This window comes from Geobacter hydrogenophilus, assembly GCF_018501225.1.
GTDB classification, from domain to species: Bacteria; Desulfobacterota; Desulfuromonadia; order Geobacterales; family Geobacteraceae; genus Geobacter; species Geobacter hydrogenophilus.
This window is the reverse complement of record NZ_JAHCZI010000004.1, coordinates 235,316-248,471: the sequence shown is the minus strand read 5'-3', so window position 1 is coordinate 248,471 and position 13,156 is coordinate 235,316. Positions and strand designations below refer to the sequence as shown.

The 13,156-nt window shown below is 63.9% G+C and carries 11 protein-coding genes; all 11 read left to right on the top strand.

Translation table 11 applies throughout. The features are described 5' to 3' along the window. The first annotated feature begins 2 nt into the window (after nucleotides 1-2). The gene (locus tag KI811_RS09385; RefSeq protein WP_214186214.1) at nucleotides 3-2,294 is read left to right on the top strand and encodes an ATP-binding protein; all 2,292 of its coding nucleotides are present in this window, start codon (nucleotides 3-5) and stop codon (nucleotides 2,292-2,294) included. After that, complete coding sequence (locus KI811_RS09380; protein ID WP_214186213.1) at nucleotides 2,291-3,817, top strand: ATP-binding response regulator; 1,527 nt, start codon at nucleotides 2,291-2,293, stop codon at nucleotides 3,815-3,817. Before KI811_RS09385 ends, KI811_RS09380 begins: the two co-directional genes overlap by 4 nt. A 24-nt stretch (nucleotides 3,818-3,841) precedes the next feature. Next, the gene (locus KI811_RS09375; RefSeq protein ID WP_214186212.1) at nucleotides 3,842-5,293 is read left to right on the top strand and encodes a sensor histidine kinase; all 1,452 of its coding nucleotides are present in this window, start codon (nucleotides 3,842-3,844) and stop codon (nucleotides 5,291-5,293) included. A 3-nt stretch (nucleotides 5,294-5,296) separates the two neighbouring features. Next, nucleotides 5,297-6,979: a sensor histidine kinase gene (locus tag KI811_RS09370; RefSeq protein ID WP_214186211.1), complete on the top strand. Its 1,683-nt coding sequence runs from the start codon at nucleotides 5,297-5,299 to the stop codon at nucleotides 6,977-6,979. Nucleotides 6,980-6,984: 5 nt separating this feature from the next. Next, nucleotides 6,985-7,911, top strand: coding sequence for an ABC transporter ATP-binding protein (locus KI811_RS09365; RefSeq protein WP_214186210.1), 927 nt, complete (start codon nucleotides 6,985-6,987; stop codon nucleotides 7,909-7,911). Then, nucleotides 7,911-8,666 carry an ABC transporter permease gene (locus KI811_RS09360; RefSeq protein WP_214186209.1) on the top strand — a complete coding sequence of 252 codons (756 nt, stop codon included), beginning with the start codon at nucleotides 7,911-7,913 and terminating at the stop codon, nucleotides 8,664-8,666. The genes KI811_RS09365 and KI811_RS09360 overlap by 1 nt, the downstream gene beginning before the upstream one ends. An 86-nt stretch (nucleotides 8,667-8,752) precedes the next feature. Further along, nucleotides 8,753-9,823: a radical SAM/SPASM domain-containing protein gene (locus tag KI811_RS09355; protein WP_214186208.1), complete on the top strand. Its 1,071-nt coding sequence runs from the start codon at nucleotides 8,753-8,755 to the stop codon at nucleotides 9,821-9,823. 166 nt (nucleotides 9,824-9,989) lie between these two features. Beyond that, the gene (hemE, locus tag KI811_RS09350) at nucleotides 9,990-11,012 is read left to right on the top strand and encodes a uroporphyrinogen decarboxylase (protein ID WP_214186207.1); all 1,023 of its coding nucleotides are present in this window, start codon (nucleotides 9,990-9,992) and stop codon (nucleotides 11,010-11,012) included. 77 nt (nucleotides 11,013-11,089) lie between these two features. Beyond that, nucleotides 11,090-11,293, top strand: coding sequence for a SlyX family protein (locus KI811_RS09345; protein WP_214186206.1), 204 nt, complete (start codon nucleotides 11,090-11,092; stop codon nucleotides 11,291-11,293). Between the two features lie 8 nt (nucleotides 11,294-11,301). After that, nucleotides 11,302-12,129: an alpha/beta hydrolase gene (locus KI811_RS09340; RefSeq protein ID WP_214186205.1), complete on the top strand. Its 828-nt coding sequence runs from the start codon at nucleotides 11,302-11,304 to the stop codon at nucleotides 12,127-12,129. A 71-nt stretch (nucleotides 12,130-12,200) separates the two neighbouring features. Next, on the top strand, nucleotides 12,201-13,154 hold the full coding sequence (gene hemH, locus KI811_RS09335) for a ferrochelatase (RefSeq protein WP_214186204.1): 954 nt from the start codon (nucleotides 12,201-12,203) through the stop codon (nucleotides 13,152-13,154). Nucleotides 13,155-13,156 lie beyond the last annotated feature (2 nt).

Sequence of the window (13,156 nt, the reverse complement as noted above, 5' to 3'; positions counted from 1 at the left end):
CCATGAACCTGCGCCTCACGATCAGGAACAAGCTTTTTCTGGCTACCCTCCTCATTCTCTTCATCTCCTACGCCATCCTCATCCAGACAACCGTCACCAGCATCAACGCCTCCCTTGAAGACAACCTGGCAAAGGAACTTGCCGAGAACCTCCGCTACGCCAAGGATCAGTACTTCTCCCGGGCAGAGCACCTGAAGTACGCCCTCCTCCTCCCCGCCTCCGCGCAGACGGTGCAGGAGCGGGTCAAGAGAAGGGACAGGGTCTGGCTCCAGGAGACGGTACGGCGCTGGAAGACCAGCCTCCCCTTCGCGGAGCCGTTCCTCTTCGTGGACCCGCAGTTGAAGGTCATCGCCGGTGGTGGCGAGTCGGTGCCGGAGAATGTCCGCGAACTGGCTCCCATCGTGGAACGGGCGCTGCGGGAAAAACGGCCCGTTTCCGCAACCGAGCTGGTAAGCGACCGTTTCCTCTGCAGCGTCGGGATCCGCGACTTCTGCTCCCGTCCTCCCTACGGAGACGGAAGCGTCATGATGATAACCGTCGTCGTTCCGGTACTGGCCGTGGGGGGAGAGCCCCTGGGCGCCATCGTGGCCGGGGAAGTCATCGACCGGGACGTGAAGCAGCCGGCCGGGATTCAGGAGATTTTCGGCAAGCAGGTGGTTGTGGCTGTCATCCGCGGCAATAGGCTTGCCCCGGCCGGCGTCAATCCCGCCTTCCCCTACCCCGCCGCCATCGCCCCCGACATCCTCGACAAGCTGGAGCGGGGGCAGTCATTCGGAGGCGACGTAACCATCGGGGGAAAGGCCTACAAGACCGCTATCACACCCCTTACCAACAGCCGCGGAGACTACGTGGGTTCCCTCTACGTGGCCCTTTCCCGGGACGATTTAAAGGGAATCCTCGGCGACAGCCTCAGGAATATCCTCGTATCCGCCGTCATCGGCATCGTACTCACGTTCCTGACGGCTTTCCACGTGGCCCGCAGGTTGACCATGCCCCTGAACGCCCTTGCCGGTGGGGTGCGAAAGATCGAGAGCGGGGACTTGCGGCAGCGGGTGGAGGTAACCACCGCCGACGAAGTGGGAGAGTTGGGCGAAGCCTTCAACCGCATGGCCCGAAGTCTGGAGGAGCGGGACCGGACCATCCGGGCCACGGCCCACGAACAGGCGGAGCTGAACCGCAAGCTCCAGGAGATGAATGAACATCTCGAAGAGAACGTGAGCGAACGGACAACGGCCCTGCAGATGGAGATGGGGCGTCTTGAGGCGATTCTCACCGGCATGGCTGAAGGAATTGCGGTCACCGACCGGGAGGGGAAAGTCATCCTCTTTAACCCCGCGGCCCAGCGGATCTTCGAGATGGTTCCCCCCCGGGTACTGGGGCATACCCTGGAGGAGCTCTGTGCCGGCGGAGAGTTCTGTGCCCTCGCCGATTACGTCCGCACCATGAAAGAAACCGATGACCTGACCCCTCGCCGGGACGTGGAAATGTCCATGAAGGGGAAGAAACTCAAGATCAGCCTTTCACCTTTCTGCGACCAGGGGGGAGCCTTGGCCGGCGTTGTCATGTCGGTGCGCGACGTGACCGGGGAAGAGGATGTGGATCGGGTAAAGACCGAGTTCATCTCCACGGTGTCCCATGAGCTCAAGACCCCCCTCACCTCCATCAAGGGGTCGCTCCAGTTCATCCACGACCGGGGGAAAGGGTTCGGCGGGATGGAGGGGGAGCTTCTCTCCGTCTGTCTCCGCAACACTGACCGGTTGATCCGGCTCGTGAACGATATCCTCGACATCGCCCGGATCGAATCGGGACGGCTGGAGTTCGTGCCGGAGTCCCAGGATGTGCGAACCCTGGTCACCCACTCAATCGAGGAGCTGGCAGGGTTTGCCCTGGAGCACGACGTCGCCGTCGAGAACCGGTGCGGCCAGGACCTCCCTCCCATCTACGGGGACCGGGACCGTCTCGTGCAGGTTCTCACCAACCTCCTCTCCAACGCGATCAAGTTTTCACCCCGGGGGGAACAGGTGGTGGTGACGGCGGAGCGGACCGCAAACTACGTGGCCATATCCGTGGGCGACCGGGGGCGGGAGATCCTGTGGTCGGATCGGGGAAAACTCTTCAAGAAATTCCAGCTGCTCGACAATTCGGACCGCCGTCAGCACGGCGGGACGGGCCTTGGGCTTGCCATTTGCAAGGAAATCGTCGAACATCACCACGGCAGGATCTTTTACAACGAAGGGACCGGGGGGGGGAACGTCTTCACCTTCACGGTCCCCGTCTATGAGGAACAATCATGAATAACGTCAAAATCCTCATCGTCGACGACGAAGCGGACATCGCCCTCATTCTCAAGCTTCAGCTGGAGGACGCCGGCTACCGCACCACCCGGGCCCGGGATGGCCTGGAAGCCCTGGAGATGCTGGCCCGGGAACACTATGACCTGATTCTCCTGGATATCCGCATGCCCCGCCTGGACGGCATCGAGGTGCTGGAGCGGATCCGGCAGGAGTGGCCCGAGCTGGTGGTGGTGATGATGACCGCCCACGGCAGCGAGGACATCGCCGTTGAGGCCATGAAGAAGGGGGCGGTGGACTATATCTCCAAGCCCTTCTCCTCCGACGACATGAAGAAACGGGTGGAGCGGGCCATCGAGTACAACCGGACCCGGCTCGAGAACGAGCGGCTCCAGCGGGAGGTGGAGGAAGAGCGCCGCAAGATGGAGGCGATTCTCCAGGGGATGGCCGAAGCCCTCGTGGCCGTGGACCGCCAGGGACTCGTCATGAGCATCAACCGCACTGCCGCGGAACTTTTCGGGGTTGATGCGGCCGCGGTCCATGCCCGCCCCGTGGAGGAGCTCCTCTCCGCCGCCATCCCGGCCGACCGGCTCCCCTGCCGCGTGGTGCTCGCCACGGGAGAGCCGTGCCTCGACGTGGCCTACGACCTCCGCCTGCCGGACCGGATGGTGCCGGTTCTCTCCAGTGCCGCCCCCCTGGCGAACGCCGCCGGCGAGATGATCGGGAGCGTGGAGATCATCCGCGACATCTCGGCCCTCAAGGCCCTGGAACAGGAGCGGGAGGATTTCGTCAGCATGCTCTCCCATGACCTGAAGACCCCCATCACCGCCATCATTGGCTCCATCGACCTGGTGAAGGAGGGGCGGCTCGGTCCGGTGAATCCGGAACAGAGCATGTACCTGGATGCCGCCGTGGAGAGCTGCGCCGAGATGGTGGACATGATCGACACCCTCCTGGATGTCCACCGCTTCGAGGCGGGGCGGATGGTGACGACCCTTGTGGAAGAAGAGCTCGGGCCGCTCCTGCAGCGGACCGTTGGCAGGTTCGAGCCGGTGGCCCGCCACAGCGGGCTCGAACTCACCCTCTCTCTACCCAGCACTCCGGTCACCTTCCTGGTGGACCGGAAGCAATTCGGGCGGCTCCTGGGCAACCTCCTCTCCAATGCCCTGAAGTTCACCACTGATGGCGGCATCGAAGTACGGGCTGAGCTGCCGGATAACGTCGCGGCGGCCGCACAGGGTATTACCCCCGGCGCCTACCCGACCGAGAGTCTCCCCCCGGAGGGACGATACCTTCTCGTTTCGGTGAGCGACACGGGGGCCGGGATTCCGGTTGATTCCCTCGTCACCATCTTCGACCGCTTCGTCCAGGCCCGCAACCGCAAGATGGGGAAGTCGAGCGGCACCGGGCTCGGGCTTGCCTTCTGCCGCAAGGTCATGGATGCCCACCGCGGCTTCATCTGGGCTGAGAGCGAGCCTGATAAGGGGAGCACCTTCCGGATGCTCTTTCCGCTGGGGACCGACTGACCACTGACCGGGAGAACCTCGCCCATGAAACTGCCGTACCGTACCATGCCTCTCAGGATCGCGGCGTACTATGCCCTCTGTGCCGGACTCTGGATCCTCCTGTCCGACCGGTTCCTCGGGTTTGCCGTGCGGGATCCCGACCTCATCACCAGCCTGGCAACGGCAAAGGGATGGCTCTTTGTGGCGGTGACCGCCCTCCTCCTCCATGTGGTGGTCCGGCGCTTCGTCGATGAGGTGATGCGCCGGGAGGAACTTCTGCGGGAGCGCAACGAAGAGCTCTGCATGGCGGAGGAGGAGCTCCGCCAGCAGCTGGACGAGTCCGAACGGGCCCAGCAAGAACTGCGGGAGAGCGAGGAAAACTACCGGCTCCTCTTTTCGAGCAATCCGCATCCCATGTGGGTTTTCGATCTGGAGACCCTCGCCTTCCTGGAGGTGAACGGATCGGCTATCCAGCATTACGGATACAGCCGCGAAGAGTTTCTTGCCATGACCATCAAGGACATCCGTCCCCCCGAGGATGTGCCGCAGCTCATGGATATCGTGAAGCGGGTCGACAGCGGGCCTCACCGGGTCGGCGTCTGGCGCCACCGGAAAAAGGACGGCACGATCATCTCCGTGGAGATCACCTCCCACACGATCGACTTCGCCGGAAGGCGAGCGAAGGTGGTCCTGTGCAATGACGTAACGGAGCGGATCAGAGCGGAGGAGGAGATCCTGCGACTCAACGCCGAGTTGGAGCAGCGGGTTCAGCAACGGACCGCGGAACTGGAGCAGGCCAACCGTGAGATGGAGTCCTTCAGCTATTCCGTTTCCCACGACCTGCGGGCGCCGCTGCGCCACATCGACGGGTTCAGTCGAGCGCTCCTGGAGGACTGCGGCGACCGGCTCAATCAGGAGGGGAAGGGATACCTTACTCGGATCTGCGCCGCTGCCAACCGGATGGGGCAGCTCATCGACGATCTCCTCCAGCTGGCCTCCGTGAGCCGCAGCGAACTGCAACGGCGCCCCGTCGATTTCAGTAACCTGGCTCGGACCATAGCCTTGGAACTGAAGCAGACAGACCCGGAGCGTGACGTGGACTTTACCATTGCCAGCGGGGTTCAGGCCGAAGGGGACCCTCTTCTTCTGCGAGTCGTGCTGGAAAACCTCCTGGGAAATGCCTGGAAATACACGGGGAAGAATCCCCACGCCGCCATCGAGTGCGGGGCAGTCGAGGGGGAGGAGGGACGGGTCTACTTCATTCGGGATAACGGGGTCGGCTTCGACATGGCCTACGTGGGCAAGCTTTTCAGCCCCTTCCAGCGGCTTCACGCTATGGACGAGTTCGAGGGGACCGGCATAGGGCTGGCCACGGTGCGCCGGGTGGTGGAGCGGCACGGCGGTCGTGCCTGGGCCGAGGGGACAATCGGCGCAGGCGCCACCTTCTTCTTTACCCTGGGAGAATCTCACCGCCTTGCGAACGGCGACGAAGGATAAGCGATGGACGATATGAAACTGAGGATACTGCTGGCGGAGGACTCCGAGGAGGATGCCTTTCTGCTTCTGCGGGAGCTGGAACGGGGGGGATACACGGTGGAGTGCGAGCGGGTGCAGACCCGCTCCGCCATGAAAAAGGCCCTGGTCTCCCGGCAATGGGACATGGTCATTTCCGATTACCGGATGCCCCGGTTCTCCGCGCCCCAGGCCCTGGAAACCCTCAAGGAGAGCGGTCTCGACCTCCCCTTCATCATCGTCTCGGGCAAGATCGCCGAGGACATGCTCGTGGACGCCATGCGGGCCGGCGCCAACGATTACTTCATGAAGGGAAACCTGTCGCGACTCATTCCCGCCATCGAGCGGGAGCTGCGGGAGGCGGCCGAGCGGCGCATCCGGCGCCGGGCCGAGCGGGCCATCCGCCAGGGGAAGATGGAGTGGGAGGCGGCCTTCGACGCCGTCTCGGACCTGGTCGTCCTCACGGACCTCTACAGCACGGTCATCCGCTGCAACAATCGGGTGATCGAGGCCTTCAACGCCACCTACAGCGACATCCTGGGGAGGAACATCACCGAGCTCTTCTACGGGAACACTGACGCAGAGGAGAGCGTTTTCGTCCAGTGCATCGATCTCAAGGCCGACAACGGGGATGTCCGCTTTCCCAAGCTCACGGGATGGTACAAGGCCTCCTGCTTTCCCATGCACCCCACCGAAAACGAACACGGCTTCGTCTACGTCATCGAGGACGTCACCAAGCGGAAAAAAATGGAGGAAGAGAAGGAGCTGGCCACCCTGGAGCTGCTCCGGAGCCTCCAGGCCCTCAAGGAGAACCTGGAGGAGATGAAGCGGGCCAACATGGAGCTGGGACGCCTGAACGCCGCCAAGAACACCTTCATCGGCATGGCCTCCCACGAGCTGAAGACCCCCCTCACCTCCATCATCGGGGGGTTGCAGTTCCTCCTCCACTACAGCGGCCTGGAGATGACCCCCGAGCAGAAGGAGATGATGGAGTCGGTCTACGAGGGGGTGACCCAACTGCGAGGGATCGTGGACGATCTCCTCTCCATCTCCCGCATCGAAACCAAGGGGTTCGCTGTCACCAAGCGGATGGTGAACCTCCTCAACCTCTGCCGCGAGGTGCGCCAGACCCTTATTCTCCCCCTTTCTGAGCGGGACATCGAGCTCTCCATCGCCGAGGACACGTGCAGCATTCCGGCCGACGAGGGGTTCTGCCGGCTCGTGACCCGGAACCTCCTGGAGAATGCCATCAAATTCACCGCGGACGGGGGACGGATTACCATCAGCGGCGAGCTCACCTCCCTGGACGACCTCCTCCCCCAGGCCGATTCGCTCCGCTGCTTCTACCGGGAGTTTCCCTCCAACATCGAGGGGCACCCCGCCTTCTACCGCCTCGACATTGCCGACACGGGAATCGGCATCCCCTCCGAGGAGCGGGTGCGGATCTTCGAGAAATTCTACGGCGTCGGCGACCTCGCCTACCACTCCTCCGGCAAGACCGGCTTCATGTCCAAGGGGTCGGGTCTCGGCCTCTCCATCGTCAAGGGGATTATGGATGCCCACGGCGGCATGGTCTGGGTGGGGGCGGGTGAGAACGGCACTGGCAGCGTCTTCTCCCTCCTCTTCCCCATGGACAACACCTGCGTCATCCCTCGCGTGGTCGGACGGTAGGCCCCGTGGCATCGGCTCTCTCGCTCAACCGCCTCACTAAGCGCTTCGGCTCCCTTACGGCCGTGGACTCCTTCTCCCTGGAGGTGGAGCGGGGAACCATCTTCGCGCTCCTGGGCCCCAACGGCGCCGGGAAAACCACCATCATCCGGATCCTCACCACGCTCCTTCGTCCCGACGCCGGCACGGCCCAAGTGGAGGGGTTCGACGTCCAGCAGCAGGGAAAGGAGGTGCGGCGCCTCATCGGCGTGGTCCCCCAGGAGAACAACCTGGACCGCTACCTCACGGCCCGGGAGAACCTGGTGATGCAGGCCCGGCTCCACGGCATGGGAGCCGCCGAGACCAGCCGGCGGGTGGACGAGCTCCTGGAGCTGGTGGGGCTCTCGGGGCGGCGCAACGACTTTCCCGACACCTTCAGCGGCGGCATGCAGCGGCGCCTCGTGGTGGCCCGGGCACTGGTCCACCGGCCCCGGGTCCTCTTTCTCGACGAGCCCACCACCGGCCTCGACCCCCAGTCCCGCCGGGCCGTCTGGGAGTACGTCGAGTCCTTGAAGGATTCCATGACCATCTTCCTCACCACCCACTACATGGACGAAGCCGATGCCCTCTGCGACCGGATCGTCATCATGGACCACGGCCGGCTGCTCGTGGACGGGAGCGCGGCCCGGCTCAAGGAGCGGATGGCCCACGCCCACTGCTACGAGATGCAGTTCCGGGCCAATGCCGACCGCTACGAAGCGATCCTGGCAGGGTTACCCTTTGTCCGCTCCCTCCAGCGGACCGGCGATCTCTTCCGCCTCTCCCTTGCCGGAGAGGAGTTCCTGAAACCCCTCATGGACGCCGTCGGCACCGACGACATCCGCAAGGTCTGCCCCCGGGAGCCGACCCTGGAGGATGTCTTCATCGAACTGACGGGGCGGGAGGTGCGGGAATAGTGTTCAAAGGCGCCTTCTCCATCTGGAAGCGGGACATGCTGGTGCTCCGCCGCAGCCTCTTTTCGGAGCTGGTGGCGGTGGTGGCATCCCCCCTCACCTTCTACCTGGCCTTCGGCTTCGGCCTCAAGGGGTACATCGCCAACGTGGAGGGGGTTCCCTACACCGTGTTCATGGCGCCGGGGCTCATCACTATGACCGCCGTCTCCGCCGCCTTTGACGAGAGCGCCTGGAGCATGTGGTTCCACCGCAAGGTACAGCGGACCATCGAGGCGTACCGGGTCACCCCCATCACGGTCTATGACATCGTCATCGGCAAGATTATCTCCGGCTTCACCCAGGGGGCCCTCAAGGGAGTGGCAGTGGCTACCGTCATCTTCCTCCTGACCGGGGTCCGCTTCGACCCGGCCCACCTAGCGGGATACCTCGCCTTCATCGCCCTCGGCTCCATGGTCTTTTCCTGCGCCGGCACCGTCTGCGGCACCCTCATGGACAAGCCCGAGACCATCGGCAAGGTTCAGGCGGTGGTCATCATGCCCCTCATCTTCCTGTCCGGGGTCTTCTTTCCCGTCTCCTCCTATCCCGAGGCCATGCGCGCCGCCGTCATGGCCATCCCCACCACGGCCCTCTTCGAGGGATCGCGCCGGGCGCTCCTGGCGGGTTCATTCGACGGGGGGCTCATCGCCATCCTGGCCGTGACTGCCCTGATCGCCTTCACTGTCACGGTGGCCATCTTCAACCGGAAGATGGCGGAGTAGCCTCCATCTGCGCTAAGCTAAACTTCTTGTGCTGCCGGCGTTATTCATAGTAGGATTTACAGGATTGTCACACGAACGGAGAACCCATGGCCGAAGAATTCATACCTAAATGGGTTGCCTGGGAAACCACCCAGAAGTGCAACCTCAAGTGCGTCCACTGCCGCTGCTCGTCGGATTTGACCTCCTCCGAAGGGGATTTCACCACCGAGGAGGGGAAGAAGCTCCTCAAGGAGATCGCCGATTTCTCCAAGCCGGTGGTCGTCCTTTCAGGGGGCGAGCCCCTCATGCGCAAGGACATCTTCGAGTTGGCCGAATACGGTACCTCCCTGGGGCTGCGCATGTGCATGGCCACCAACGGAGCACTCGTTACCGACGAGATCTGCCAGAAGATGCGGAAGGCCGACATCAAGATGGTCTCCCTCTCCCTGGACGGCAGCACCGCCGCGGTCCACGACGACTTCCGCCAGTGCCCCGGCGCCTTCGACGGGGTGGTGCGGGCCGCGGAACTCTTCCGCAAGCACGGCCAGAAGTTCCTCATCAACTCCTCCTTCACCAAGCGAAACCAGCACGACATCGCCAATACCTTCAAGGTGGCCAAGTCCCTCGGGGCCACTGCCTGGTACATGTTCATGATCGTCCCCACGGGGCGTGGCGAGGAGATCATGAACGAGCTCATCTCCAAGGAGGATTACGAGGAGATCCTGGAGTGGCACTACCAGCAGGAGAAGCTGGAGGACGAGATCCTCATGCGCCCCACCTGCGCCCCCCACTACTACCGGATGGTCCCCATGAGGGCCAAGGAGGAAGGGGTCAAGTTCGAGCGCCGGTCGCTGACTTTCTCCACCGGCGGCGGCAAGGGGTGCATCGCGGCCCAGACCATCTGCCTCATCGACTGCTTTGGCAACGTGAAGCCCTGCTCCTACTTCCACCGCACCGCCGGCAACGTGAAGGAGACTCCCTTCCGGGAGATCTGGGAGAACTCCGAGATTTTCAAGGATCTCAGGAACTTCAAGGCCTACAAGGGGAAGTGCGGCGAGTGCGAGTTCATCAACGTCTGCGGCGGCTGCCGGGCAAGGGCCGACGCGGTGTACGGGGATTACATGGCGGAAGAGCCGTTCTGCAATTATGTGCCGATACGCCTCCAGAAGAAGGCGTAGGTAGGGAGGAACGCGATATTTACGCCATCTTGGCGCCGTCCTCGTCACCCCGTTGTGCGGCGTAGCTGGGCTACGCCTCCGCCGGGGTTCCTGCGGGTGCACCAATCTGACGCAAATCTCACGTTCCTGGTTTTGAACTGCTTTCAATTTCCAAGGAGGATTTTCTATGAATAATCGTTTTCTCGACGCCTGCTGGGGGAAGCCCGTTGACCGTACCCCGGTGTGGCTCATGCGCCAGGCTGGGCGCTATCTCCCCGAATACATGGCGGTGCGCTCCAAGTGCACCTTCCTGGAGCTCTGCAAGACCCCGGAGCTGGCCGCCGAGGTGACCATCCAGCCGGTGGATATCCTGGGGGTCGACGCGGCGATCCTCTTCTCGGATATCCTCACACCCGTGGAACCCATGGGGCTCAAGCTCGATTTCGTCCCCGGCCCGGTCTTCGAGACCCCGGTCCGGACCATGGCCGACGTGGAGCGGCTCCGGATCCCCAACCCCGAGGAGGATGTCCCCTACGTCCTGGACACCATCAAGATCCTCCGCAAGGAGCTGGCCGGCCGGGTCCCCCTCATCGGCTTCGGCGGGGCGCCGTTCACCCTGGCCTGCTACATGGTGGAGGGGAAGGGGTCCAAGGACTGGGCCACCATCAAGCGGATGATGTATGCCGCCCCGGAGGTCTACGCCGCCCTCATGGAGAAGGTGACCATGATGGACATGGAGTACCTGAACGCCCAGATCCGGGCCGGTGCCCAGGCGATCCAGATCTTCGACACCTGGGGCGGGGTCCTCTCCCCCACCGACTACGAGAAATTTGTCCTCCCCTACACCCGGAAGCTCATCAACGGCCTGAACCGCCAGAACACCCCGGTGATCCACTTCGTCAAGGGGGCCGGCACCATGCTGGAGACGGTGCAGAAGGCCGGCGGTGACGTCATGGGGCTCGACTGGCACGTGAACCTGGGGAAAGCCCGGGACGTGCTCGGCCCGAACATGGCCGTCCAGGGGAACCTGGACCCCACGGTCCTCTACGCCCCCAAGGAGGTCATCGAGGCGGAGGTGAAGCGGGTTCTCGACGAGAACGCCGGCCGTCCCGGCCACATCTTCAATCTGGGGCACGGCATTCTTCCGACGGTGCCGCCGGCGAACGCCATCCACATGGTCGAGTGCGTGCACCGGCTGTCCCAGAAGTAGGAGAAGCGAGGAGACGAAATAGAAAAAGGGAGCGAAGGATGCTCCCTTTTTCTATTTCCCGCTGAGAAAGAGGCCCCATGAACGATCGCATCACCGACCTGGAGATCCACGTCACCCACCTGTCGCGCACCGTGAGTGAGCTGAACGACGTGGTGTTCCGCCAGCAGCAGGCCATCGACCGGCTGGAGGCGGAGCTGAATGGGCTCCGGGAGCAGGTTCTGGCCGAGGCCCCGTCGCCGGTGAGAAAGCCGGAGGACGAGGAGCCGCCCCCCCACTACTGAGCTGCGGGATGAACATCCTCAGGCTCCTCATACTCGGTGCGGTGATCTACGCAGCCTACGGGGCGCTCTGCTACCTCCTCCAGCGCTCCCTCATGTACCCCGGTCGGGCCATTGACGTTGCCGGCCAGCCCCCCCGGATTCCCGGCATGGTCCCCCTTTACCTCGATACGGGCTTCGGAAGGGTAGATGCGTGGTTTCTGCCGGCACCGGGGATAAAGGCGGGACAAACGGGGCCGGTGGTTCTTGTCTTCCACGGCAACGGCGAGGTGATCGACTTTCTGCCGGAGGAAGCGGAGGACTTCCGGGCACTGGGGATGGGGGTGCTTCTCGTGGAGTATCCGGGGTACGGGCGTTCAGGGGGGAGTCCGTCGGAGGAGAGCATTACCGCGGCGGCGGTGGCTGCCTACGATGCCGTCATCGGCCAGAGGGGGGTGGACGCCGGCAGGGTGGTTGCCTTCGGCCGGTCCCTGGGGGGCGGGGCGGCCTGCGCCCTCAGCCGGCAGCGCCACCTGGCGGCCATTATCCTCCAGTCCCCCTTCACTTCGACCCGCCCCTTCGCCCGGCGGATGCTCCTGCCGGGATTCCTGGTGCGGGACGTCTTCGACAACCGCCACGCCCTTGCCGCTTACAGCGGGCCGGTCCTCGTCCTTCACGGGATCCACGACGACATCATTCCCGTAGGCCACGGCCGGGAGCTGGCGCGGACAGCCCGGCGGGGGCGGCTGGTGGAGCTCGCTTGCGCCCACAACGACTGTCCCCCCGACCGGCGGGTGTTCCTGCGAACCGTGGCCGGATTTCTCCGGGACGAGGGGATCACCGGTCCTCTTCCTCCTTGACCGACCCAGGGTTATGAGGTATCTGGATGGGAGCGCCACAAGGCCTGACCACTACCGCTAACGAGGCGACCATGTCAGAAAAAACCGCAGTGCTCCTCCTGCAGATGGGGGGCCCCGACTCCCTGGACGCCGTGGAGCCTTTCCTCGTCAACCTCTTCACCGACCGGGACATCATTCGGATCGGCCCCTCCTTTCTGCAGCCGTTCATCGCCCGGCTCATCGCCAGGAAGCGGGCCCGGCCTGTGGAGCTGAAGTACGAGGAGATCGGCGGCAAGTCCCCCATCCGGGAGCTGACCGAGGCCCAGGCGAAGGCCCTGGAAGAGGCCCTGGGGGACGGGTACCGCTGCTTCACGGCCATGCGCTACTGGAAGCCCACCACCGTGGAGGCCCTGGCGGCCATCCGGCGGGAGGGGATCACGCGGATCATCGCCCTCTCCCTCTACCCCCACTACTCCCGGGCCACCACCGGATCGAGCATCAACGAGCTGAAACGGGTCCTGGGGCAGGCGGGGGCCACCTTCGACATCACCTACGTGGACCGCTTCTACGACCATCCCCGCTACATCGAGGCCCTGGCCGAGAAGATCCGGGAGGGGCTCGACGCATTCCACCCCCTGTCCGAGGTGCAGATCCTCTTCTCGGCCCACTCCCTCCCCCAGTCGTTCATCGACAAGGGGGACCCCTACCTCTCCCACATCGAGGAGACGGTGCGGCTCGTCATGGAGCGGTTCGAGGGAATCACCTACCACCTGGCCTTCCAGTCCCGGGCCGGGCCGGTCAAGTGGCTGGAGCCCTCCACCGAGGAGATGCTGGAGCACCTGGCGGCCCACCAGGTGAAGAACCTTCTCATGGTTCCCCTCTCCTTCGTGTCGGACCACATCGAGACCCTCCACGAGATCGACATCGAGTACGCCATGCTGGCCCACCGGCTGGGGTATGCCAAATTCCGCCGTTCCCCCTCCCTGAACAGCTCACCACTCTTCATCGACTGCCTGGCGGACCTGGTGCGGAAAGCGGGGACGTGAGC

Excerpts from the sequence above, each read along its gene's own strand:
- KI811_RS09380 (WP_214186213.1), top strand. The coding sequence starts at position 2,291 with ATGAATAACGTCAAAATCCTCATCGTCGACGACGAAGCGGACATCGCC.
- KI811_RS09385 (WP_214186214.1), top strand. The coding sequence starts at position 3 with ATGAACCTGCGCCTCACGATCAGGAACAAGCTTTTTCTGGCTACCCTC.
- KI811_RS09375 (WP_214186212.1), top strand. The coding sequence starts at position 3,842 with ATGAAACTGCCGTACCGTACCATGCCTCTCAGGATCGCGGCGTACTAT.
- KI811_RS09355 (WP_214186208.1), top strand. The coding sequence starts at position 8,753 with ATGGCCGAAGAATTCATACCTAAATGGGTTGCCTGGGAAACCACCCAG.
- hemH (WP_214186204.1), top strand. The coding sequence starts at position 12,201 with ATGTCAGAAAAAACCGCAGTGCTCCTCCTGCAGATGGGGGGCCCCGAC.
- KI811_RS09340 (WP_214186205.1), top strand. The coding sequence starts at position 11,302 with ATGAACATCCTCAGGCTCCTCATACTCGGTGCGGTGATCTACGCAGCC.
- KI811_RS09345 (WP_214186206.1), top strand. The coding sequence starts at position 11,090 with ATGAACGATCGCATCACCGACCTGGAGATCCACGTCACCCACCTGTCG.
- hemE (WP_214186207.1), top strand. The coding sequence starts at position 9,990 with ATGAATAATCGTTTTCTCGACGCCTGCTGGGGGAAGCCCGTTGACCGT.
- KI811_RS09370 (WP_214186211.1), top strand. The coding sequence starts at position 5,297 with ATGGACGATATGAAACTGAGGATACTGCTGGCGGAGGACTCCGAGGAG.